The sequence below is a fragment of the Paenibacillus sp. FSL K6-2393 genome (genome assembly GCF_038002545.1).
Taxonomy (GTDB): domain Bacteria; phylum Bacillota; class Bacilli; order Paenibacillales; family Paenibacillaceae; genus Paenibacillus.
On sequence record NZ_JBBOCU010000001.1, the window covers coordinates 5,085,952 to 5,110,065 of the forward strand.

Consider the following 24,114-nt stretch of genomic DNA (forward strand, 5'->3'; position numbering starts at 1 on the left):
TCTACATCTACATATGCAAACGTATTCACTTGTTTGCTCATGGCGACTACATGCCCATGACTGATTAAAGCGATCCACCATTTCATATACTAGAGGAGAGATTACTGATGTCTACGCCATACCCATTACAATTCCAACCTGAATTCAAAGAACGTGTATGGGGCGGTCGTGCGCTGGAGCAATTCGGCCTTACGCCCCCTGAAGGACATATCGGAGAAGGATGGATGATTGCGGATCATCCAAACGGTACAACCAAGGTATTAAATGGAGCACTTGCTGGCAAGGGTCTGGATGAAGTTCGTGAACAACTGGGCACCGAATGGCTTGGAACCAAAGGCGTTTCCGAAAAAGGCGGCCGTTTCCCCCTTCTGATTAAGCTGCTTGACTGCAACGATGACCTGTCCGTTCAGGTTCATCCAACAGACGAGTATGAGGCACTTCCTCCTGGCGAGCTTGGCAAAACAGAAATGTGGTATGTACTCGACGCAAAACCGGGCGCACATATCATCTATGGCTTGAATGAAGGCGTTGATCGGGCAACATTAAAAGAAGCATTGGAAAACGGCACGGTGATGGATACCCTTCGTCAGGTACCTGTTGAAGCTGGTGATACGTTCTTTATCCCTGCCGGAACAGTACATGCGCTCTGTGCAGGTGTCGTTGTTGCTGAGATTCAGCAAAACTCGGATACGACGTACCGGATATACGATTACAATCGTCCAGGGCTGGATGGAAAACCACGCGAGTTGCATGTTGAAGACTCCTTAAATGTCACCGCCTATGAGGGCGCAGGTGCCTCAACGATGAAAACAAATAACGCTACTCCTGGTGAATGGCTCAAGCTTGCGGAATGCCCTTATTTTGTGGTGGAAAAAGGGATTGTGACTGAACGGTGGGAACTCTCCACCAATCCTGACAGCTTCACGATTCTCGTTGTCTGTGAAGGAGAAGGAACTTTGGAGTGGGCACATGCTGAATCAGACAGTATTGAATTGAAAGCTGGACAATGTTATCTCTTGCCAGCCAATCTGGGTTCTTATACATTAGATGGAAATACCACTGTTCTTCGCTCTTATCTGCCATAAATCAAGCTTATATGTAACCTGTGAAGGAGGAATTACACGAGATGCAGGAATCTACCTTTGCCTTGGTCGCTAGTGAAGGTACCCGTATTCATGTGTACCGCTGGCTTCCCGATCCGGAATGCAACGTTAAAGGTGTAGTGCAAATTGCACATGGCATGGGCGAGACGGCAGCCCGATACGCAGAATTTGCCGGCATTCTTACCCAAAATGGCTATGCGGTTTATGCCAATGACCATCGGGGTCATGGCAAAACTGTGGAGAATGCCAAGTTGCTTGGTAATGCTGGTATCGATGCCTTCCGCTGGATGGCGAGTGATATGATTAATCTGGGCGAAGTAGCCGCCAAGGAGAATCCTGGGGTGCCTCTGTTTCTAATGGGACATAGCATGGGCTCATTCTTGGTACAACATCTCATGTACGCTGGTCATGAGCAGTACCATGCCTTTATTTTATCCGGGACAAACGGCAGACGTGGTCTGCTCCGGTTTGGAGAGAAGCTCGCCTTTTTGCAATGCGGCATTCAGGGGGCTACTCATCCCAGCATGTTGCTCAACGCGATTGTATTTGGTGGATTTAATCGCTCTTTCCGCCCTGCGGCGACACCGTTTGATTGGTTGTCCCGGGACTCACAAGAGGTTCAGCGATTCATTGATGATCCCCTGTGCGGAGCAGTCTGTACAGCAGGCTTTTTCCGCGACTTCTTCAAATTGCTGCTTGAAGTCCATCTTCCACACAATATGGAGCGCATACCCAAACACAAACCCGTATACCTGTTCTCAGGTGAGAAGGACCCTGTCGGACTTCATGGCAAAGGCGTTCTTAATCTGGTCTCCCAGTATAAGAAGCTTCAACTGGAGAATATTGAGTATCGCCTGTATCCGGATGGACGCCATGAAATGCTGCATGAGATCAACCGAACAGAAGTGGCTCAGCACGTTGTGAACTGGCTAGAGCGGAATACCCCTGACTCGAATACACCCCCTAGTCCGTTGAACCCTACTGAGACGGCTGACTCTATATAATAGAGTCGGAGGCAACATACCAAGAGCAACAGCAAAAGAAACCCCTGAATCGGATGTGCAGCTCACGCTGCGCTCCAGTTCAGGGGTATTCTTGTTATGCGATATGAATAATAGCTATAAACAAGCTTTATGGATTAACCTTCAATTAACAGGGATTCCGGGTCTTCAAGCAGTTCTTTCACGGTCACAAGGAAACGTACAGCTTCACTACCGTCGATAATCCGGTGATCGTAGGACAACGCGATGTACATCATTGGACGGTTCTCCATCCGCTCTGCATCAATCGCCACTGGACGAAGCTGGATCTTATGCATCCCCAGAATACCCACTTGAGGTGTATTCAGAATTGGCGTAGACAACAAGGAACCAAATGTTCCACCATTGGTGATGGTGAACGTTCCACCTTGCAGATCAGATAACGCCAGCGTGTTGGAACGAGCTTTGGATGCCAGGTCCGCAATGCTCTTCTCGATCTCGGCAAAGCCCAGACGATCGGCATCACGCACAACCGGTACAACCAGTCCTTCCTTCGCAGATACGGCAATGCCGATATCATAATACTTTTTGAGCACAACATCTTCGCCATCAATCTCTGCGTTAATTGTAGGGAATTTTTTCAAAGCTCCCACAACCGCCTTGGTGAAGAAGGACATGAAGCCCAGGTTGATCTCATGTTTCTCTTTGAACTTGTCCTTACGGCGTTTACGCACATCCATGATCGCAGTCATATCAACTTCATTAAACGTAGTCAACATGGCTGCTGTCTGCTGAGCCTCTACCAGACGTTTGGCAATGGTCGCACGGCGGCGAGACATCCGCTGACGCTCCACTGGTTTGGTATAGGTAGAACTTCCAGCTGCCGGAGCACTTGGTGCTGCTGGAGCTTTACTCGCAGGTGGAGCAGCAGGAGCAGACGCCTGATTGTTATGGCTCTTCACATCATCCTGGTATACCCGTCCAATCGGATCTTTGCTCTGAACCTGATCCAACTCGATACCACGTTCACGTGCAAGCTTACGAGCAGACGGTGAAGCCGTCTTGGCACTATCGGATGACTCCGGTGCTGCCGCAACAGGTGCTGGTGGTGGTGTTGGAGCTTCAGGTGCAGGAGTAACGGCCTTTTTCTCTTCAGCTGCTGGTTCGGAAGCGGGTGCACCGCTTCCTCCTCCTCCAGAACCAGCTGAGAGTGTACCGATCGTTTCACCGATCTCGACCGTCTCTCCTTCCTGACGAATGATCTTCTCCAGCACGCCACTTTCTTCTGCGCTGATCTCAATATTTACTTTATCCGTTTCCAGTTCGAGAAGCACATCACCCTGATTAACGGTATCCCCTTCTTTAACCATCCATCTGGATACAGTTCCCTCAGTTATTGACTCACCCATTGCAGGTACTTTAATTTCACTCACAGCTGTTACCTCCCCAGTGGAATATTATTCTTCGTCGTTTGTTTCAACGCAGATGTAATAATCTGTTGCTGTTCCATACTATGCACAAGCTGATAACCGCTGGAAGGACTTGCGTGTTCCGGGCGACCTTCGTATCTAACGGTTGTGCCTTCCGGGGCAACTTCACGAAGACGAGGCTCCATGTATGTCCAGGCACCCATGTTTTTGTTTTCTTCCTGTACCCATACCAGTTCTTTTACATTGCTGAAACGTGCGAGTATACGTTTGATCTCTTCTGCCGGGAACGGATATAGCTGTTCCACTCGAATGATGTGAAGCCATGACCAATCTGCTTTATCTTTTTCAAAAGCATCTTCCAGGTCAATGGCAATCTTGCCACTGCACAAAATAATGCGCTCTACGCGATCCGGCTGTGTACCCAGTCCAGCTTGCTCCAGCACAAGCTCAAACTTGCCTTCGCTGAATTCGACTGCCGGTGAAGCAACACGCGGATTCCGAATGAGACTTTTCGGTGACATCATCACAAGTGGACGAGCATCTTCGGTTTCAGTCAACGAAGCTTGTCGACGCAACAAGTGGAAGTACTGAGATGCACTCGACAAGTTGGCAACCGTCATGTTGTCTTCTGCACAAAGCTGCAGGAAGCGTTCAAGGCGAGCACTTGTATGCTCAGGTCCCTGACCCTCATTCGCATGTGGAAGCAACATGACCAGACTGGATTTTTGAGACCATTTGGCACGCCCCGCTGATACAAACTGGTCAAAGATAACTTGTGCACAGTTGGCAAAGTCACCGAATTGAGCTTCCCAGATGACCAATGTATCGGGTGAATATACGTTATATCCGTATTCGAATCCAACAACGGATTCTTCAGACAACGGACTGTTATAGATTGCAAAGGATGCTCTTGCCTGTGGCAAGTGATGTAATGGGCAGAACTTTGCTCCATTCTCCGAATCATGCAACACCAGATTCCGATGAGCGAATGTTGCACGCTCTGCATCCTGTCCACTAATCCGAATTGGCTTGCCATCTGCCAGAATGGTTGCAAATGCGAGTGTCTCCGCAAGGCTCCAATCCACTTTTTCCCCTTGGTTCAGGGAAGTGCTCCGGCGTTGCAAAATCCGCTGTAACTTCGGATACACGTTGAAGTTCTCAGGCCATTTCAGCAGATCGGCATTAATGCTGCGCAGATTCTCCAGTGGTACCGCAGTCGGAGTAATCGTAACAGCCTCCGGCTCACTGATTTTCCGTTGGTAATATTCATGTACTTCGTTTTTCTTCATCTGGTCATAAGCTTCTTTTAATTTGTTCGTTACTCCATCGCGAATGCTCGTAATGGACGCATCATCGATAACCGATTCCTGTTTCAACTGATCCTGATACAAGTGACTTACCGTTGGATGGTTTTTCACCTTGTCATACACGATAGGTTGAGTTGTTTCGGGATCATCGGTTTCATTATGGCCGTAACGACGGTAACCAATCAAGTCGATCAGGAAATCCTTTTTGAAACGATTGCGATACTCTGCTGCCATACGAATGGCTGCAATACAAGCCTCCGGATTGTCCGCATTCACGTGTACAATCGGAATTTCGTACCCTTTAGCAAGGTCACTTGCGTAGTACGTTGAACGGGAATCACCGCTATCTGTAGTGAAGCCCAGACGATTGTTGACGATAATATGGATGGTTCCGCCATTCTGATATCCTGGCAGAGCTTTGAAGTTAAGTGTCTCTGCAACGATCCCTTCTCCAGGGAATGCTGCATCACCGTGCATCAAAATGGTAGCTGCCTTCGTCACGTCCTGCTTCGGGTATCCAGGGTCACGACGGTCATCCTGAGCCGCACGAGCAAACCCTTGTACAACCGGATTGACGTATTCCAAATGGCTCGGGTTATTCGCCAGAGTAAGGCGTGCCTGTACAGTTTCCCCGTCTTTCACAAAACGGTTGGCACCCATATGATATTTGACATCCCCCGTCCAACCGTAGTTGATTCCAGTCGAACCTTCCGATGGAACCAAATCTTTGTTCGGAGCATGATGAAATTCAGAGAAAATTTTGCTGTACGGTTTGCCCAAAACATGAGCCAGTACATTTAACCGTCCACGGTGGGCCATACCCATCAGAATGTGGCTTGATCCGGCTTCTGCCATGATGCGAACAGCTTCATCCAGCATCGGTACAAGCACATCGTTACCTTCGATGGAGAAACGTTTCTGCCCAACAAATGTTTTGTGAAGATAATCTTCAAATTGCTCAACTTCAACCAAACGTTCCAGCAAAGCCTTACGTTCTTTCGGCGTAAGTGGAGCCGGTGATGTCCGAGATTCCGCACGACGATTCAGCCACTCACGCTCTTGAACTTCGTGCACATGACTGAATTCGTAGGCCATGGGTCCAGTGTAAATTTGACGCAAGCGTTGGATTGCATCCCATCCGGTTGCTGTCTGCCCATCTGCACCTTCCCAGATCAGGGAAGCAGGTAAAGCTTTCAGATCTTCTTCGTTTAATTCAAAATGCTGAGGTTCCAGCAAAGATGTGTCTGTATCTTCACTGATTCCAAGCGGATCTATATCTGCAGCAAGATGACCATAGGTACGGATGTTCCATACCAGTTTACCCGCTGTAACCGCTTTCTGTAATAGTTGAATATCTACGCTTCCGGAAGCCGATTGGGCGTTGCCGGAATTCAAGGTTGTGCGTGCATCCCTGCCAGACATCGGCGGTGCACCCCATTGTTCAAATAGTTCACGATAGGCTGGTGTAACCGAACCAGGGTCTTGAGTGAATAATTCATATTGTTCCTGTACGTATCCCATATTGGGGCCATAGTAACTTTCCCAGGGCTTCTTGTTGCCTTCCACGATCGTCATCGACGTTCCCTCCGTCTTGATTTAGTCATAAGTTTTTGACGGAAATCATTGACTAAGCCGTAATTTGCGTTCGTTCAACATTTTAAGCGAAATTTTTCATGAAGTCCAATAATCGTGCTGTTGGTGGTAGTAACGTTAGTCCGACGCTCCCGTCAAGGTTTGTCTGCGTTTTCAAAATCAAAGTAAAACAATGATTGTATATACCGTCGCACAGATGTCGAATACTGTCCTGATCCGTTCGAAGGTTACACTTTCTCCTCTTCTTCAAGTGAAGTCCATGTTCTAATATCTATTCTATAAACTTTTACGCTCAGGAGCATTTCCTATTTTTAGTTCAATTGATGCATAAATTAGATGAATCGAATAAATCGATCAATTTGAGCAGAACAACGAACGCTTAATTACAACAAAATAGGCATACGATCTCCCATTTTACCTCCTTAATTGAATTGTGGTCCATTATGTTCAAAAACAAACCGTCAAGTTAAACATTAACCATTTGACGTCACATTCAACAAATAATTGGGGTTTTCTTCAGGAGACCAACTGAAAAAGCTGGCCCAGACATAAATTATCCGAGCAGCTTCTTTGGATTCAGCAAATTTAAGTTAACAATAAAGTTGAGGATGCGCATCAAGATGTACTTTGGTTAATCATATACTCTGCAAACGGCGTTAAGGAAAGATCTCTAACCTGCTCCAGTGTAAACCAGTCCGCGCCCAGCGAATCTTCACCATCGGGTTCTTTTTTGATATGATCCGGCTGACTGGCTGTGGTCAAAACAACATCATACAACATCCCGATATGGTGCAGCTCTTCCGGCTCACCTTGATACACCCATTCCAGTACCGTAGACTCCGCAGAACGAATCATCACTTGTAGATGGGTCAGGCCCGTCTCTTCTTCAATCTCACGATGAAGAGCAGTCTCTGGCTGCTCGCCAAATTCCAGCCTTCCGCCTGGTAAATCCCATTGCCCCTGATATGCTCCGCGAGCCTTATGAATCAACAGGAATTGGTCCTCCCAAGCGACCAAGCCATATACCCCAATATGTGTATGCCGATTCACTTAAGGGCTCTTCCTTTCGTTTTCATCCTCTGTAACAGCATCCAGATCTATGGCCATACGGATCATATCCACACAGCGGATACCATCCTCTATAATCTCTTCCTCATAATGCCTCACAAAGAAGTCACGATCAACTCCGATAATGCGGAAACCGCAACGTTGGTATAACTTCAATTGATGAAAGCTGGAGTTGCCTGTCCCAATCTCTAGAATTCGACATCCCAGTCTACGTGCAGCTTCCATCGCTTCCTTAATCATGTGTTTGCCTACACCTTGACCCTGCAGTTCTTCCTGTACGGCAATATTAACAATCTCCGCAGTCTCCGGACGAGTCTTCAACAATACGAACTCCCCAACCATCTCTCCTTCATACTCGGCAATAAAACAAACACCCCGACTCAGGTACTCATCTACAATTGCTTTTGAAGGATCAGCCAACAATAAAAGTTCGTAGGGTCTCTCTTCTTCCCAGTCCAAAATCCGGAACGACAATTTCATGCCAATCTCCACCTTTTCATCGTACAATATTCATTTACGTCCTGTTTGCAGAAGCCTATGTATGGCAAATCCACAAATATATCATTCTTCATTTCGCCAAACTAGTTTACTCAATCTATTAATCACACACTATTACCCACAGACTAGTCATCTCCTATAAAAATAGTAAACTTCATTATATCATAATATTTGGATATAAATATATAGATATGGATGATACATTATGAGGCATTATTTTATATCCTAACCCAAACTTAAATGCTCATGGATTAATTTCCATTCCCCATCAAGCCCAGCAACAAATACATTCGTGGCCCGCCCCTTGCCATAAGCCGGCTCTCCCTGATAAATCCCCTTCCAGTGGTAGGTATAAATACAAACGGCCTGCTCTTTGCTAGTTGTAATCCACTTAACATCTTCTGCACGATACACTTCTTCCTTGACTGTCTCCCAAGCGTTCTCAAAATAAGCCCGAATTTCGTTAGGGGTAGTACAGGACGTTCCCGTAAACCAATATACGGCTTGTGGCGATAACCATTTACTGACTTCATCAAACTGATGTGTATTTGTCGCCGCAATGTATCCTTGCAGGGCATGCTGGTATCCCATGATTTTTCCTCCTTCTGACGTTTTAACTTATCGGGTCCCACTCTGTTCAAGTACCGAATCGCTATACACCATAAATGTCTCTTGCAACGTACGTCCGGATGACTTCTCCCAGATCACGCTCCGCTCAAAAGTGCCTTTTTGGAAAAAACGCGGGAAACGTTCAGCAAACCAATCCTGCATAGGCAGCTCAAAAACCCGCTTCATAGGCACCCATAACAGTTCGCCTTCGGGCGGATCTTGCAATAACTGACCCTCGAATGAAGTCGCCAAATAGTTAAATACCATGTACCGCAATCCTTGTTCGGGATCACAGAACTCATCAAGCCCTTTATACGTAATTTCATTAACTACTAGCCCCGTCTCCTCCAGAACCTCCCGCACGGCGCCATCCACGATACTCTCCGGAAAGTCTACCTTCCCCCCAGGAGCGATGTATCCCGGAAATCCTTTGCGATCCGGCCGATTCATTAGCAACACTTGATCATTCATTTTGTCCCATACCATACACATCGTTAATATCTCTATTCTAGTATCCATATTCGTCCTCCTGCTAACATGCGCTTCTCTGCTGTACACTAACATTTCTGGGAATAACCTGTGTTTTCCTTCTTTATTCCCACTCTGATTCATTGGTATTTTCACAGGTCTCACAGTATAGTCTATGATGATATATATGCATACGAAAGGCGGACGCCCTGTACACCTGTACATAGAAGCCCGCCTGTTTTGTGATATTCTATGCTGCTCTGTACTCAAGCTTGGAGTTTCCAGTTCTCAGTTCAATTCCGTAATCAACACCCGGCGTTCCTTCCATTCAGCCCGGCGATAAGCCTGTTGCATACCAAATTTGCGGATACTTGCCTTTGGCACCGATTTATAAGGCAAAACGACCGTAAAGTCCTCATCAAACGGGAAAAAAGACAGGCCTACTTTTTCATTGGATAACCACTCTGCCTGAATTGGTTGTCTGGAACAGGCATCAAACGTACAACTGAGCCCTTCTGCAAAAAAATCATAACGCGCAGCAGGTGTTCCAGGTTCCTCCATACAGAGAAACAAACTGAGCTGATCACAGAAAAGCATGATCTCCACATCACTTTGCAACCTCTGTTTCAGTGCTTCAGCATCACCACCAAGCTGTTTCTCCCAATCCAGCTGACGTTCGTGTTCTTGTTGCAGATAATCTCGGATGTCATCATCATCCTGAGCATTGGCCCCCAGATTTTTCTGAAACAGTTCCGTATACATCAAGCTACACAATAATCCGGCGTAGAGGTTTTTCTGACGGACTTCTTCAATCCCTTTATGGTAGAATACAAAACGCGGACGCAATGGAAAATCACGAAACGAATACGGCGATTGACTGTAATCATTCCAGAATGGAGATGAATCCAGTTCAATCCAGCCACGGTCATGTTCCTTGGCCGCTAGAATCAATTCATCCCGATGCGCAGCATCGGCTAATAATTCATTTTTCCAGTGGGAAGCCATCTCTCCGGCTACTAATCCATGCTCATGCTGTGCGGTCAAAACAAAATCATGCTCTCTCTCATATACGATCATGTGCTGTCACCCTTCCGCATGGTATACGTTGACTTTAACATAAATTGGGTTAAACTTTCCTATAAGTTGGTTTTCGCTCCATTTTGACGAAAGGCATTATGAAATGCACAATGTAAAGGTGTTGTCAGTTTCCTGAAATTTGATACACTAAAGGTTGTGTCCACAATTATATTACATACAGAAAGCGGGATCTCATGAATTTATACTCTCCTTACATCGAGTTTAACCGCAAGGAATGGGCTGAACTTAAAGAACATCAGACCACTCTTCCACTGACGGAAGCCGAATTAGAACAGTTAAAGGGATTGAATGAAGAGGTATCGATTCAAGAAGTCGAAGATATATATTTGCCTCTTACCCACTTTATTGACCTATATGCAAGAGTTTCACGAGAGCTGAATCGACTGACGGCCTCCTTTATGAAAAAAGAAGCTCTCCCCACCCCCTACATCATTGGAATCGGGGGAAGTGTTGCCGTGGGCAAAAGTACAGCGGCCCGCTTGCTCCAGGCACTGCTCGCCAGAGGTAAGAACAGCCCGAAGGTTGACCTTGTCACAACCGACGGTTTCTTATATCCCAATGCGGTGCTGCAAGAGAAGGGCATCATGAACCGCAAGGGATTCCCGGAAAGTTATGATATCAAATCCCTGATTCAGTTCATGGGTGATGTAAAATCAGGCAAACCCGAAGTGAAAGCACCCGTATACTCTCACCTCGCCTACGATGTCATTCAAGGGGAAGAGAAGCAGATCTGTCAACCGGATATTCTCATTATTGAAGGCATCAATGTACTTCAGATCAAAAAGGAAACGCCTTTGCTGGTTAGTGATTTCTTCGATTTTTCCATCTACATAGATGCAGAAGAAGAGCATATACGACACTGGTACGTTGAGCGTTTCAAGCTGCTCCGCAATACAGCGTTCCAGAACACGGATTCCTTTTTCCATCAACGATTCGCCAATATCGATGAAGAGGAAACCGTGCGTACGGCCAACCAGATCTGGCAGGATATCAATGCCAAAAACCTGCATGAAAACATTTTGCCAACCAAAGGGCGTGCCAGACTGATTCTGAAAAAGGAAGCCGATCACTCCATTGGACAGATTCAATTGCGCAAACTGTAGACAACACTCGTGCAGTACACTCTTATGTTATATCTAATTACCCTTAAAAGGAGAGAAAAACACATTGCAAACCCTGATTATACTCGGCAGTATTATGATGTTCCTGGCTGTTGCTTTGGGTGCTTTTGGCGCACACGCGCTCAAGCGCAAACTATCCGCTGACATGATCAAAATCTATGAAACCGGTGTTCAATATCACCTCATCCATGGACTTGGCATCATCCTGATCGGACTGCTGGCAGACCGTCTTGAATCCTCTTCACTTGTCATGCTTGCCGGGTGGCTGATGTTCGCCGGAATTATCCTGTTCTCTGGGAGCCTGTACGTTTTAAGTGTAACGGGGGTTCGCAAATTGGGAGCCATTACCCCACTTGGCGGAGTCGCATTTTTGGCTGGATGGGTTATGATCATGATTGCCGCATTGTAAATATGCCCCGTGGATAAACGAAAAGAGTGTTCTGGCTGATGTAATATCGCTGGAGCACTCTTTTGCTGTTTAATCTGTCCAGATTCTGCGAATGGTGGATAGCCCTGCATCTGGCCGTTGTCGCTCCAGCACATACACATCCGGGTTAGAAAGTTTCGACCACTCTTCATAGCCAAAGGATGGTTCATACTCACGAATAAGCAGTGATAACAAGTTCCCATGTGTAACCACGGCCCCGTGCTGTTCCGGTCTGCTCCACAACTCTTCCAGAAGTGCCAACCCCCTTGCAGCCGCGTTTCTCGAAGATTCCCCGCCCTCTTCCACCCAATCCACATCATCGTATGTACGTTTCAGTACATCCATCCAGTTAGGCAGATCAAGAGAGCTAAGTACCCTCTCCTGGAGACGTTCATCCGTATGTATATGTTGCAACGTTGCTATGCCCAGTGGCATAGCCGTCTGAACGGCCCTTTTCCATGGACTGGAGACAATATACGTTATGGAATGATGAGCCAAGATATCTGCAAGTTTTTCAGCCTGCCTGATCCCTTCATCTGTAAGCTCTGCATGGGGTTCCTGCCCTGTGGCCTTGGCGTGACGGATAAGATAAATGGACTGCATAGCTATCACCTCCTATGGTGTAACCTACTTGGAGTTCATCTCAAGATATTGAAGTGCACTGTACATCTTCTCCTGCTCTTCCGGTCGGCCTGATGAACTGAGGAAAGTGACCTGTTCCCCTGTTCTGTCTCCATGTTGAGCCACCAGTCCAAGCCGCTGCTTCAGATGGTTCACCGTACCTGTACTGCCATCAATAATCTGTATATGATCGGGCAAAACCGTGCGCAGAATGGACGTATAGTAAGGATAATGCGTGCAACCAAGCACCACTGTGCCATACATATGAAGATCGAGATCTGCCAGCTTGAACCGGAAATAATCAGCGATTTTGCCCGGATCAAAATCCAGCTGTTCACACCACTCCACTAGTTCCGGCAGCGCAATGGAATCCACACTGTGGTGATCATCAACACGCGATACCAGTTCGTTATACTTGGTTTGGCTCAAGGTGAGGGCCGTGGCAAATACAAGCACTCTCTTACCACTATCACGATTCATCTCCACGGCTGGTTTCACCGCAGGCTCCATGCCAATGATCGGGATATCGTACTTGGCGCGCAGATCCTTCACAGCCAGACTTGTTGCTGTATTACAAGCAATCACGATTGCCTGGACATCCTCCTGAACGATGGCTTCCACACAATCAAAAATATGTCCTCTAACCTCATCCGCAGACTTGGTTCCATACGGGACATGTAAAGTATCCGCATAATACAGAAATTTTTCTTCAGGAAACTGTTGTAATGCCTGATGCAAAACGGTTAAACCACCGATGCCTGAATCAAAAAAAGCAATTTTTTTAGTCAAGGATTTCACCTCTATAATGTATTCTTTCGGGTTCCAAGAACCTCTCAATGCTGCTCATGCTGACTGGAGGTGAGGTTTGTACTTCCGGCTCATCACACACTATGGATGATGAACCATTATTCTATGTTCATTTTATACTGCCTGAGCCAGTCCTTGCCACTATGCCACGTCTCTACGGGGTTATGCTCTCCAAGCAGTTCAGTACTTGCCTGAGCCATGATCCATTCCTTGAGACCGTTATCCGGACTGGATTCGAGCTGCCGTAACAGGAGAAGCCGTCCCGCCTCACCCGTATTCAGGATGTCCTCGTAAGCCTCCCGGTTGCCAGCAATATAATCATTGGGATTACTGCTGGTCAGGAGGACAGGGTCGCTAACCATCTGCTGCAACTTGCTTTCAATGGTTGCTGATAATACTTGTTCTTCCGTCTGAGTCGAACACGCGGCTACCGTCAGTGCAGTGCATACGGATAACAAACCCAGAATCAGTCTTCTGCGATTCACTGTACCACTCCTTTCAACAACGAGTTAACACTACAGATTCGGCTTTCATGCTCAAGCCCTCGGCCAACTACAGAACAAGTTCCCATTGTTCTTCGGTAAGCTCCTGACCGGACAACATCTGCTTGCGGACTTCCTTCACTTCAAAGCCCACAGATTGATATAATCTACGCGCGCCGATCAAAGATTCATTGGTCCACAGTATTACGGATGTGTAGCCTTTTTCTTTTGCAAAAAAAACTGCCTGTTCGATAAGCTTCCTGCCCCATCCTGCACCACGCGCTTCCGGTTCGATCAGAAACCAGCGCAGTTGAGCCGTATTTTCATTCACCTGAGTAAGACCTATGGAGCCGGAAGCTGACTGATTCAACTCAACAATCCATAACATCTCCCTCGGGTGATTGCCTGTAAGTCCAAATGAATTCACCTCATGGGTGATAAATTCAGCAAAGCTATGATCATAATTATACTCATTTCGATAGATTAGGATATGCGCTTCAATGACATACTGCAGATCCTTTTGTACGAAAGTGCGGATCATTAGACATCACAACCCTTCCTCAAATCCACAGTTGTGATACTGAAATCCACACCAAACTGAATTAATCCCAGTTTATGGGCAACTTGCTGTGAAGCGAGATTATCCCAAGATGTACTATAGATTGGCATGCGTCCACGCTCCTTGACATAATACTGCCAGCATTTTACCGTCTCTGCTGCATATCCATGTCCTCTAAAACCGGGTGCCGTATACAGACTCGCTTCCGCCCCATAATCGGAGAGCCTTGCGGAGCAGCACACTGCCACAGCAGAATCACCAATAACATAAGCGGCAACAGGCCATTTTTCATGCAAGTGGTCTGTTAATTCAGGGAAATGCTCTGCCAGCAAATAACGCTGCTCCTGACCAATCAACTGAACCTTCTGATTCCACTCGTGAGATAACTCAGGAAAAGCATAGGCGGGTCCCATCCACACACGGTTAACTGGCTCAAAGGTTTCCACCTTGCGAATCAGTTTCTGAATATCCAACGGAAGCTCGCAATCCTTATCCAACTCATTCATTAGATCCGGCGGTAACTGCTCATGGTAATAGATCAGTGAACCAGCAGAAGTCATGCCGATAAAAATGGATGGAGCTTGCCCACCACCTGGCTCGTTAATGCTTAATAAACGCTGCTGCTCATTGATTGTATACAACGTGCTCACCTGTATTTTCAACATTTCCATAGACGACAGGTTGGATTTTAGAACCATAACTATGAAGTTAACCTTTGCAATAATCGTTTGCCTTCACTGCCTTTACCTGCTTCCTGCTGCTCCAGAAAATCGGATAATTCACGTAAATCAGCTGGGCGATATCCAGCCCCGCAACCGCAATTATGAAAGGTATACCCATGGCGATACAGAATCATCACTTTGGTCCATTGTTTGGTATCGTTATGCTTGGGTGCCTGGAAATCCTGTCCCATGCTAACCATGGACGTGGCACATTGCGGGCATTTATATTCAAGTTGTGCCACCACTTCAGGGCTCAGGTCGTATCTGGAAACTTGTTTAAATGATTTGCGACAATTGAAGCATGCATAGATGTCTTTGTATGGTCCCGACATGGCATATCTGCACATCATCTGCACCCCCTTAATAATTTCCATTATACGGTATTTCTCACACACATACGAATGGATTTTGCGTATTTGCGAATATCCTCTTCACTCCACTCATTGATCTTGCATCGCAGCTTGTTTCCAAACCTCACCAAGTTCCGCAATCGATGCGTACCGCTGGGACCGCTCAGCCCTCACGGCGCGTATCACAACTTGATACAATGCTTCTCCAGCATCCCATCTGGCATAGGAACGATCTTTCTCCCCGCCCAGCAACCCAAACGCCATTGCCCCCATATTGAATACATTGGTAACCGCATCTATGGGTGCACCCAGCTCAAATTCCTCCGGAGACATAAAACGGGAAGATCCCCACATACGCCCCATGGTATTGGTAAAAGAGCCCTTCCGATACAAATCGATATCACAAATTTTCATAAAGTTTCTGTCAAAATCATAGATCAGACTGCCATCATACAGATCAACAGCCACATAACCTCTTCGTTCCACCTCGATATGAAAATCCAGAATCTGTTCCATCGCCCGAATGCGTGTCTCCACTGGAAGCTGTCTGAACCGATAATAGGGCGAACGCGGATCTTCATACTTGGCAGGAGGCGGAAAATACCAGTGGGAGTGCAGACACTCCCCATCCACCCAATCGAATACACAGGCATAACCCTCATCCGTTGCAAAATGATCCGTTAGTCGAATCAACGTGTCATGCGCCAAATCTTCGTAAACGGAAACAGATGATTTCAGATTACTAATGGCTTCCGGGGGACTTCCCGTATGATTCGCATGAATTGTATGTGCTCCCGCATACTTTACAAACAATCTCTTTCCATCCTTTTGCACAATACCGAAGGAGAGATTCCCTGAATCTTGCTGATCGAATACGCGAAAGACCGTACCCAAGGGCCGTAACCAATCGAAAGAATGAGACTCTTTTAAGACAAAGGAAACACCATCAATCTCAAGTTCAACATGATCTGTCATAGGACCCCTCCTGTGGTGATATCTTCATTCAATGTTGAATGCTCCGTATAAAAGTAATTCATATGCGCCTCATCATATCCCTGACCGTAGACTTCCAATGCGTTACGCTCGATTCCATAAACTTCAAATCCATATCGCTCATATAAACTTCGGGCTGATTCATTTGTTGTCACTACACTCAGATTAATCTGCTTGATACCTTCCAGATGTCTTCCCCGATCCAGCACCTCGCGGAGCAAGCGCGAAGCCAGCCCACTTCCCCGATATGGCGGAGCAACATAGACGCCCCAGATCATGCCTTTGTGCCTGAGTTTCAGGCCGTGTTCCCTTTTGAAACCCATCATTCCCGCCAAAGTTCCTTCTTCTGTATATGCGCCCAGAATATAATCATCCGGTTCATTATGTATGCGCTCCTGCACTTCACTCATGGGGAGTTGAATGGACAACTCGAACGAAGCCCCGAAGGCTTCAGGGTGTGTTTTCAGTGCTTCCAGTCGCAAAGTCCAGTAGATGTCTGCTTCATCCCGCTGAATATTGCGAATGATATATGTCTCTTGCTTTCGATCTTCGTTCATTCTTCGACCACTCCCTGCATTTCATAAGGATAATCGATCTGAAGTTTTACATTCGCTGCCGCTTCCTGTCCTGCAAGCAACCCAACAACATAAATCCCCAGATCAATGGACGTGGCTACTCCACCAGCCGTAATTACATTTCCATCTTTTACAATCCGCTTCTGAATCACCTCATCGACATACGGCTGAAGCAAATCATATGCATAGGGATGTGTTGTTGCTTTTTTACCGGATAAAAAACCAGCTGCACCCAGCAGCAGAGATCCTGTGCACACCGAAACCTTCAAAGGTACAGACGCAGCCTGTCTCAGCCAACCTACAAATGCCTCGTCATATCGAAGCTTGCGCGTTCCCATGCCCCCGGGGATAAACACGAGATCATATTCCGACAGGTCTGGCTTCACTCGATCCACTTTCAACGTTAGACCAGACTCATCCGTGACCTGATCTGTCATTGCACAGGTTTCCCACGTCGTTCCTTTGGTAGGTTCAAAGAAATTCAACCGATTGATCACATCATAAAACCCTGCAAAATCAAGGAAAGTCAGTCCATCAAACAAAACGAATGCAATTTTCATTGGTAACCTCCGCTTTTTAATTTGGAGCATCCTGATTATGTTTCTGATTCCGATCACGTTCCATTGCTTCCTTCACCCGGTCACGCGCTGGCAGCTTGCTATTGATATGAAAGAGCAGACCCACAATCGCAAGAAGTAAAATAATGACGATGAATTCGAATATGGCTAACCCCTCCCATTCGCAAACTGTACAATTTTGGCTCCTGCCTAATCTCTATTTTAAACCACGGGCGATAATCCGCTCCAGCCACTTCCACGGTAGCAGTGCTTTACCTATGATGAGCACACGCGAACCTTTTCCGAGCGCATATCGAAGTCTTGGTGCACGCATCTGCGCAATTCGGCCAATCAGATCTGCCACTTCCTGTGGATCAGGTGCCGTCTCGCTCGCATGTTTGGAATAACGAAGAACCGCATCCAGCTTATGCTTATATGGGGAGTTCTCGCTCCGGTGAATCTCACCCAAACCTTTATTCCAGATCGGCGTGCGATAAGCACCTGGTTCAACCAATACCACCCGAACGCCAAACGAAGACATCTCATGCCGCAGACTTTCCGTGAATCCCTCCACAGCGAATTTGGAGGCAGCATAGGGCGCATACCCTGGAAAACCGGACAACCCACTTACACTGGACAAGTTAATAATCAGCCCCTGCTTCTGTTCACGCATCACAGGCAGGACCGCACGTGTCACGGCGATTAATCCAAACAGATTCGTATCCATCTGGCGCCGCCAATCCTCCATTGACACTTCCTCAATGAACCCGCCAACCGCAAATCCTGCATTGTTCACCAGTATGTCGATTCGGCCACTATTAAGAAGTACGGACCCCACAGCTTTCTGCACGGATTCAGCATCGGTTACGTCCAGTTGCACATATTGCAAACGTTCGGATATCCCTGCCTGTTCAGCCAACCTCACCAATTCTTCTCTTCGACTCAGATCACGCATTGTAGCAACAACAAGATATCCCTGCTTGGCAAGGGTGATTGCCGTAAGCATACCAAAACCACTGGAGGTACCCGTAATTAAGGCCACCGGAGCGTTCGCTCTCTCCTTTGTCTTCTTCACTGCACCAAGACCCATGTTAATTCGTCCCTGCCCGTCCTTTGTTAAGTGTTCCTCTGCTGTCACGGTGTGTCCTTCTTTCCTCGGTAAATTACTTACTTCCGTTTCTACCTATACCGCACGGCCCCTGCTGCTTAATCCGCCACTCCGTTATCTTTTCTCTCCACCCTGCGCAGCTTCGTGATTCCCGGTTCGAACGTATACGGAATAAATCTGATCTCAGGTAAGGTGCATTCCAGACGCTCTCCCAGCTTCATCAGCTCACTCCGTACATCCGTCTCGACCTGCTCCAGCACTGCGCTCCCGCCAAGCCGAAGGGATACTTCCATTGTTCCGTCTCCTTGCTGCACCACACGATAATGTTCAATATCCGGCGAAGCCGCAATGACCGAACGGGTAACGAAATCCGGAAAGATCGGTACAGCCTCACCCGTATGTAGTTGTGTAAAATAAAGCGTGTCATCACAGCGGCCTTCAATCCGCTCAATGGCGGTAAACGGGGAACCACAGGCACATGGCAGCGCCGCCTCGGTCAGAATATCATTCAACCGATACCGGATGATCGGCTGTGATGTTCTGGAGAAGTCCGTAATAATGGGCACGAACCGCCGGGTGGCGGGATCAATGAACTCTTTTTCAATATGCACGATGTCTTCATTCAAATGCAGTGTGCCATAACGACAGGTCGCACCCAAGAACCCTTCTGTACACTGATAGACTTGATGAACGGTCTGTCCGAAGACCTGCTCCAGCACCTTGCGATCCAGGGGGTCCAGCACCTCGGCAACAGAGATGATTTTATCCGGTACAGCGGTCAGATGGCCTGCCACATAGGCGTCCGCCAACAGACGCAGCATGGATGGAGGAGCCACCCACACGGTAGGTTGGTAGGTTTCCAGCCGCTTCACCAAAGTCTCCACACGTTCCAACAGATCAAAGTACTGAAACTGCAATTTGCCACGTTGCACCGATTCATACAGATTACTGTTGGCCCGCAGGAAAAACGCAATCTTGGCAGGTTTCCACAGTCCACCAGGCAGCAACTTAGCCAGCACCGTGCCCGTCCACGCATCCTGCTCCCGATCACTCACCAGAAATATACCCCGGTTTCCTGACGTGCCAGAAGACAATCCAACGGTCACGCCTTGAATGGAAGGTTTGAAATCACGTGTTTCTTCACTTTCGCCTGCTAGAGCCAGCGCTTCGTCCTTGGTAATGCCCACCGTGTTCAGTGTATCGAAATGTTCCATCATGATCGATTTGTCAATCAACGGAAATCTTCTCCAGTCGGATGCGTTCACGCCGTCCCACCACTTCCGGTAAAAGGGGGATCGGGCACGGATCTGATGGACATGCCGAATAATCCGGCGCTCTTGCCAGCGCTCCAGTTGTTCTCGCGTTTTCCATGTTCGCAGCCCACGTGCGAGTGCATAATGAACCACAATACGAAAGGTATTACTCATCGTGCTGGCCCTCCTTCACCCCAAGCGTCCAGTGCATCTCGACAATGACTCGGCACAATCCGAATGTGGGGAAACTGCTGATGCAGCTGAACCAGTCGGTCAAAGTTCCGTCCATACTGCTGTCGATCCGACATAATGATTCCAGCAAGAATGTTCGGTCTGCGCTGTTCACGAAAAGCCCGACTCGACCATACCGCGTCCGCGCACAGGAAATAGTCATGTTCTTCCGTACGAAAAAGTAGTCCCATCATGCCTTCTGCATGACCGGATACATCCACCCCCAGCAGACTGCCATCACCAAAGATGTCGTAGACCTCATCAAAAGGGAACTCTTTCCCCGCTCTCGTCCATCGCTCAGGCTGACACATAACAGGCCATGATCTGGCCATAAAATCCTCGGGCAACAACCCGGCAAGAAAACCTGCCTTTACAGCCGCAATTGGACCGAGTGAGCGCACAGCATCATAGGCTCTTGGCAGATAGACGAATTGTGCCTCCGGGAAATCACGTACACCCGCGATGTGATCGCCGTGAAAATGCGAGAGGATAATATACCGAATATCCGAAGCTTTCAGTCCAATTTGAGCCAAAAAATGAACGGCACTATTCTCTTCACGATAGACCACAGGTGTAATATGACGATACAGTGCGTTAGGCAGATGAGCCGTTTCCTCAAAAAAGCGGGAACTATATCCCGTATCCAGCAGGATCGGTCCATGTACGGGATGAATGATGCAGGCAAATCCTGCCGGGAAAGGCACCGGGCTCAACCGACCACCGCGCAACGTCAGAAACTCTGGATGTGTACAGTAACCCGCCGCACCCAAATATAGTTTCACCGGAGTTGTTGTCAGCATGATTCAGACCTCCACCAGTCTGCAAATTGTTGCAATCCCTCTTCAATGGACACCCGAGGGACGTACCCCAATTGCTCCTGTGCATCCGTAATATCCAATGTCTGTGGGATGGATAAGGAGCCGACTGTATACCGTGTCAACGCAGGTTCACCCAACCCAGGAATATAGCCATGAACTTGCTCCAGCAACGCTGCCACACCATATGCCATCCGATAAGGAATGTTTCGACGACGCAAGGGCATATCCAGCATACCAAACAGGCTGCTCACCAACTCACTGAACGCCCTTGGATCACCATTGGAGATATTGTAAGCTCTGCCGAGCGCTTCATCAGAGGCATCGCGACACAATAATAGGGCATCCACCACATTATCCACACAGGTCAGATCGATTAAAGCCTGTCCACCACCGATCATGGGCACGCCCGATTTTGCGTTTGCTGCGACAATTCTGGGAAATAACGTCTGATCATACGGACCAAAGATCGCTCGCGGTCGAATCATGATCGACGGAAGTCCCTTCGCATGCCCCTCCATTACAACCTGCTCAGCGAGAAGCTTCGTGGCTGCATAATGATTGGCTGGTTTGGATGGCAACGGGTCATTCTCATGTACGTTATATCGCGGTATGTAGTTAAAATATATACTTGGAGTCGAGACATGTATGAATCGCTGCACCTCATGATGTAGGCAGCCATCAATGAGGTTTTGTGTCCCTTCTACATTGCTGCTGTAAAAGTCACGATATCTGCCCCATGGCGATGATAGTGCCGCACAGTGAAAGACCATATCCTGCCCCGCACATGCTTCGTTTACTGAAGCCTCATCCCGTATATCTCCATTCAGGAATCGGATTCCTGCCAACTCAAGTTCTGCCCCAACTTTGGGCTGTCGGCCCATGCCAGTTACTTCCCATCCCTCTTGTGCAAGCCGTATCGCGAGATGCCTGCCCAGACATCCCGTAGCTCCTGTAACCAGTGCTCTATTCATTGTTGTTCACCGTTCCATTCTATGTCGTGAGTCAAAGCTTCAGTCAGCGAGAACTTCTGCGATCTTGACAGACGCCATGCGGCTAGCACCACTGCAAATTGTTCAAATACAGGCTGGATATCCTGCCCTCCATAGACCACATCCCTGGCTCCACGCCACGCAGCTATCCATGCACGGAGTTTCCCTTTGCCAAAGATCTGCTGTACTCCACTTCCCAACATGGGAAGCATGAGCATGGCTTTGCTGTCCCGTGCGGGCGTGATCATTTTTCTTTCTTTGACCAACGTCTCCGGTTCAGTCAATGCACGCACCAAGTCATCTCCGGGGTGAAACAGATGAATCCCACTCGTTGCCCTCGGATTACACTCAATCGCGTACACTCGCCTGTCCTGACCTTCTATAAAATCAAACCCAATCTGTCCACTAAAACCCGTTGCCTCAACAAATTGTCTCACCCACGCAAGAGCACCTTCATGTTCCACCTGTTCAAAAAAAACACTGGCTCCCACGCTTCCTGTACGATAGCGGCTGTCGTAAGTGGCATGCGCAACCAGTTTCCCTTCATGCGCTATGCTGTATGTACATAACATCTGACCAGGAATGTAGGCCTGTGCAACCCAAGGTGAAATAGAGGATAATTCCCCTTCTTCCGGTGGGTCGTTACGGATATGTCGACGCTTCTTTTCACTTACGTTTCCTTCCTGATCCGTCCCTGCCCTAGCCTCATCGTTCATGAGTGTTGGCATGCGAACTTTGGCTGCGAAGCGGGAATACACCGGTTTCCACACCCAATCTCCTACTTTTTCTAGAACACACTGAGCTTCCATCCATTCCTGCCGACTGTGGATCAGGTGTGTATCCGGAACAGAAAGACCGAGTGACCCTGCAAGCTGGATAAAATCATATTTATGATGCAGCTCATGCAGCTGCTCCAGAGTTGTAACCAGAACACGGCAATATGCACGCAGTCTGTCTGCCCCTTGAGCAACATAGAATACTTCTTCACACATCGGAATCAACAGGTCGATCTGCCAATCCTGAACCAACCGTTCCAGCTCCGCCAGATACGCACGTGTGTCATGACGTGGCGACGGGACCACAGCGCACTGTTCCACTGCACTGGATAATCTGGTCAGATGCCGTGCAGCACTCTCCGCAACATAAACCCGATGGCCTGCCCGATGAAGCATGCGTGCCAGATCAAGCGTTACGGGAGCCCTTCCGCCTGTAAGCAGCACACGGAGAGAAGCAGCTGTACGATGTCTGGTTTCCCCAGATCTAGTAGTCAAAAATGAGTCCTCCCAATGATAATCCGGCAGCCGTGCCAATCATCAACACCCGATCTCCACGCTGAATACGCTGTTGTCTAATCGCTTCATGCAGACCCATTGGGATCGATGCCGCAATTGTATTGCCGTGATTTCGTGTGATGTCCATAAACCGATCTTCAGGAATGCCAAGCTTCTTGCGAATCAGTCTCATCGCCATGGCACTTCCCTGATGAGGAATGACCAATTGGAAATCCTCCATTCGATTCCCGGTCGCTTGCAGCATATCGCCGATGAATCCAGGCAAAAGTCTGGAAGCCATGCGGAAGATCGCCTGTCCATCCATATGAAATAGGTAGGGTTCAGGCTGATCTGCCTTATAATTCGAAGCATGCATCCGTGTACCTCCACCTGCAATTTCCGAGAAGCGAGCACCTCGGCTGTAGGTTTGAAGGGAAGCATGTACAATCTGAGAGGATGACCCTTCAGGCGAACGCTCAATAATAACAGCGGCCGCTCCATCTCCGAACAGGGCCGCACTTTCTTTATCCGACCAATTTAGTCCCGCTGAGGCAATCTCGGTGGCTACAAGCAGTACTCGCTGGTAACGTCCGGCATCTACCATATAGGAGATCACATCGAGTCCGTTCAGGAAACTCAGGCAGGTTGCATCCATATCAAAAGCAGGTACGCCTGAATCTTGCTGCCCCATGGCCTGCTGGATAAATACCGCCGTACTTGGCAACGGTTGTTCCTTCGTGCCACTGGTACACACCAGACAGTCGATATCACTGAATTGCAATCCTGCATCCGCCAGTGCAGATTCGGCAGCTCTCGCGCCCATGAAAGAGGAGGTTTCTTCACCCGAAGCATAATAGCGTACACCTACGCCTGTGGCTTTACTGACCCAGCCCGCAGGCACGTCCAAGCGGCGATCCAGTTCCTCATCGGTGACTTCCTGTTCAGGCAGGTACTTCCCTGTTCCTGCGATCCTTACTCTTCTAAGTTGCATTTCCCCAACCTCTTTCTGTTCATCTGACTGATAATAAAATGAATCCTCCAGCTCCAATGGCGAAACGCCATGAAGCAGAAGCTTT

At 48.0% G+C, this 24,114-nt stretch carries 26 protein-coding genes; 4 read left to right on the top strand and 22 right to left on the bottom strand.

Annotation, left to right across the window (positions count from 1 at the left end):
* Positions 1–107: 107 nt before the first annotated feature.
* Together MHI14_RS22385 and MHI14_RS22390 are read left to right on the top strand one after the other, a co-directional pair.
* Positions 108–1,085, top strand: coding sequence for a type I phosphomannose isomerase catalytic subunit (locus MHI14_RS22385; protein WP_289391826.1), 978 nt, complete (start codon positions 108–110; stop codon positions 1,083–1,085).
* 41 nt (positions 1,086–1,126) lie between these two features.
* On the top strand, positions 1,127–2,107 hold the full coding sequence (locus tag MHI14_RS22390; RefSeq protein WP_341131214.1) for an alpha/beta fold hydrolase: 981 nt from the start codon (positions 1,127–1,129) through the stop codon (positions 2,105–2,107).
* Between the two features lie 134 nt (positions 2,108–2,241).
* Here MHI14_RS22390 and odhB read toward each other — a convergent pair whose 3' ends face one another.
* The 7 genes from odhB to MHI14_RS22425 all read right to left on the bottom strand — a co-directional run bounded on the left by odhB (position 2,242) and on the right by MHI14_RS22425 (position 10,133).
* Positions 2,242–3,516: a 2-oxoglutarate dehydrogenase complex dihydrolipoyllysine-residue succinyltransferase gene (gene odhB / locus MHI14_RS22395; RefSeq protein WP_341131215.1), complete on the bottom strand. Its 1,275-nt coding sequence runs from the start codon at positions 3,514–3,516 to the stop codon at positions 2,242–2,244.
* Positions 3,517–3,521: 5 nt separating this feature from the next.
* Positions 3,522–6,395 (bottom strand): 2-oxoglutarate dehydrogenase E1 component, encoded by a 2,874-nt coding sequence (locus tag MHI14_RS22400; RefSeq protein ID WP_341131216.1) that lies wholly within the window; start codon positions 6,393–6,395, stop codon positions 3,522–3,524.
* A gap of 633 nt (positions 6,396–7,028) precedes the next feature.
* Complete coding sequence (locus MHI14_RS22405; RefSeq protein WP_133384113.1) at positions 7,029–7,463, bottom strand: NUDIX domain-containing protein; 435 nt, start codon at positions 7,461–7,463, stop codon at positions 7,029–7,031.
* Entirely contained in the window at positions 7,464–7,961 is a 498-nt protein-coding gene (locus MHI14_RS22410) for a GNAT family N-acetyltransferase (RefSeq protein ID WP_133384112.1), read from the bottom strand.
* 243 nt (positions 7,962–8,204) lie between these two features.
* Positions 8,205–8,570, bottom strand: coding sequence for a YybH family protein (locus MHI14_RS22415; RefSeq protein ID WP_340908775.1), 366 nt, complete (start codon positions 8,568–8,570; stop codon positions 8,205–8,207).
* Between the two features lie 27 nt (positions 8,571–8,597).
* Positions 8,598–9,107, bottom strand: coding sequence for an 8-oxo-dGTP diphosphatase (locus MHI14_RS22420; protein ID WP_133384110.1), 510 nt, complete (start codon positions 9,105–9,107; stop codon positions 8,598–8,600).
* 237 nt (positions 9,108–9,344) lie between these two features.
* Positions 9,345–10,133 carry a DUF3891 family protein gene (locus MHI14_RS22425; RefSeq protein WP_133384109.1) on the bottom strand — a complete coding sequence of 263 codons (789 nt, stop codon included), beginning with the start codon at positions 10,131–10,133 and terminating at the stop codon, positions 9,345–9,347.
* Positions 10,134–10,327: 194 nt separating this feature from the next.
* Between MHI14_RS22425 and coaA the strand changes: the two genes are divergently transcribed.
* Together coaA and MHI14_RS22435 are read left to right on the top strand one after the other, a co-directional pair.
* On the top strand, positions 10,328–11,257 hold the full coding sequence (gene coaA, locus MHI14_RS22430) for a type I pantothenate kinase (RefSeq protein ID WP_062833405.1): 930 nt from the start codon (positions 10,328–10,330) through the stop codon (positions 11,255–11,257).
* A gap of 64 nt (positions 11,258–11,321) precedes the next feature.
* Positions 11,322–11,684, top strand: a complete 363-nt coding sequence (locus tag MHI14_RS22435; protein WP_076252477.1) for a DUF423 domain-containing protein — start codon at positions 11,322–11,324, stop codon at positions 11,682–11,684.
* Positions 11,685–11,753: 69 nt separating this feature from the next.
* Here MHI14_RS22435 and MHI14_RS22440 read toward each other — a convergent pair whose 3' ends face one another.
* The 15 genes from MHI14_RS22440 to MHI14_RS22510 form a co-directional block, all read right to left on the bottom strand.
* A complete protein-coding gene (locus MHI14_RS22440; RefSeq protein ID WP_047842232.1) occupies positions 11,754–12,305 on the bottom strand; it encodes a histidine phosphatase family protein in 552 nt (183 codons plus the stop codon).
* Positions 12,306–12,329: 24 nt separating this feature from the next.
* Positions 12,330–13,112: a glutamate racemase gene (murI, locus tag MHI14_RS22445; RefSeq protein ID WP_133384108.1), complete on the bottom strand. Its 783-nt coding sequence runs from the start codon at positions 13,110–13,112 to the stop codon at positions 12,330–12,332.
* Positions 13,113–13,228: 116 nt separating this feature from the next.
* Complete coding sequence (locus tag MHI14_RS22450; protein ID WP_341131217.1) at positions 13,229–13,615, bottom strand: hypothetical protein; 387 nt, start codon at positions 13,613–13,615, stop codon at positions 13,229–13,231.
* Between the two features lie 67 nt (positions 13,616–13,682).
* On the bottom strand, positions 13,683–14,153 hold the full coding sequence (locus MHI14_RS22455) for a GNAT family N-acetyltransferase (protein ID WP_341131218.1): 471 nt from the start codon (positions 14,151–14,153) through the stop codon (positions 13,683–13,685).
* A complete protein-coding gene (locus tag MHI14_RS22460; RefSeq protein WP_341131219.1) occupies positions 14,153–14,812 on the bottom strand; it encodes a GNAT family N-acetyltransferase in 660 nt (219 codons plus the stop codon). The genes MHI14_RS22455 and MHI14_RS22460 overlap by 1 nt, the downstream gene beginning before the upstream one ends.
* 59 nt (positions 14,813–14,871) lie before the next feature.
* Complete coding sequence (locus tag MHI14_RS22465) at positions 14,872–15,267, bottom strand: hypothetical protein (RefSeq protein ID WP_341131220.1); 396 nt, start codon at positions 15,265–15,267, stop codon at positions 14,872–14,874.
* A 66-nt stretch (positions 15,268–15,333) separates the two neighbouring features.
* Positions 15,334–16,218, bottom strand: a complete 885-nt coding sequence (locus MHI14_RS22470; protein WP_341131221.1) for a serine/threonine-protein kinase — start codon at positions 16,216–16,218, stop codon at positions 15,334–15,336.
* On the bottom strand, positions 16,215–16,793 hold the full coding sequence (locus MHI14_RS22475) for a GNAT family N-acetyltransferase (protein WP_091032914.1): 579 nt from the start codon (positions 16,791–16,793) through the stop codon (positions 16,215–16,217). Before MHI14_RS22475 ends, MHI14_RS22470 begins: the two co-directional genes overlap by 4 nt.
* The gene (locus MHI14_RS22480) at positions 16,790–17,371 is read right to left on the bottom strand and encodes a DJ-1/PfpI family protein (protein WP_341131222.1); all 582 of its coding nucleotides are present in this window, start codon (positions 17,369–17,371) and stop codon (positions 16,790–16,792) included. Before MHI14_RS22480 ends, MHI14_RS22475 begins: the two co-directional genes overlap by 4 nt.
* Positions 17,372–17,585: 214 nt before the next feature.
* Positions 17,586–18,506, bottom strand: a complete 921-nt coding sequence (locus tag MHI14_RS22485) for an SDR family oxidoreductase (RefSeq protein ID WP_445260310.1) — start codon at positions 18,504–18,506, stop codon at positions 17,586–17,588.
* Between the two features lie 68 nt (positions 18,507–18,574).
* A complete protein-coding gene (locus MHI14_RS22490) occupies positions 18,575–19,903 on the bottom strand; it encodes a F390 synthetase-related protein (protein WP_341131223.1) in 1,329 nt (442 codons plus the stop codon).
* Positions 19,900–20,760, bottom strand: a complete 861-nt coding sequence (locus MHI14_RS22495; protein ID WP_341131224.1) for an MBL fold metallo-hydrolase — start codon at positions 20,758–20,760, stop codon at positions 19,900–19,902. The genes MHI14_RS22490 and MHI14_RS22495 overlap by 4 nt, the downstream gene beginning before the upstream one ends.
* The gene (locus MHI14_RS22500; RefSeq protein ID WP_341131225.1) at positions 20,754–21,749 is read right to left on the bottom strand and encodes an NAD-dependent epimerase/dehydratase family protein; all 996 of its coding nucleotides are present in this window, start codon (positions 21,747–21,749) and stop codon (positions 20,754–20,756) included. The genes MHI14_RS22495 and MHI14_RS22500 overlap by 7 nt, the downstream gene beginning before the upstream one ends.
* Positions 21,746–23,038 carry an ATP-grasp domain-containing protein gene (locus MHI14_RS22505; RefSeq protein ID WP_341131226.1) on the bottom strand — a complete coding sequence of 431 codons (1,293 nt, stop codon included), beginning with the start codon at positions 23,036–23,038 and terminating at the stop codon, positions 21,746–21,748. Before MHI14_RS22505 ends, MHI14_RS22500 begins: the two co-directional genes overlap by 4 nt.
* Entirely contained in the window at positions 23,028–24,029 is a 1,002-nt protein-coding gene (locus MHI14_RS22510; protein ID WP_341131227.1) for a beta-ketoacyl-ACP synthase III, read from the bottom strand. Before MHI14_RS22510 ends, MHI14_RS22505 begins: the two co-directional genes overlap by 11 nt.
* Between the last annotated feature and the right edge of the window lie 85 nt (positions 24,030–24,114).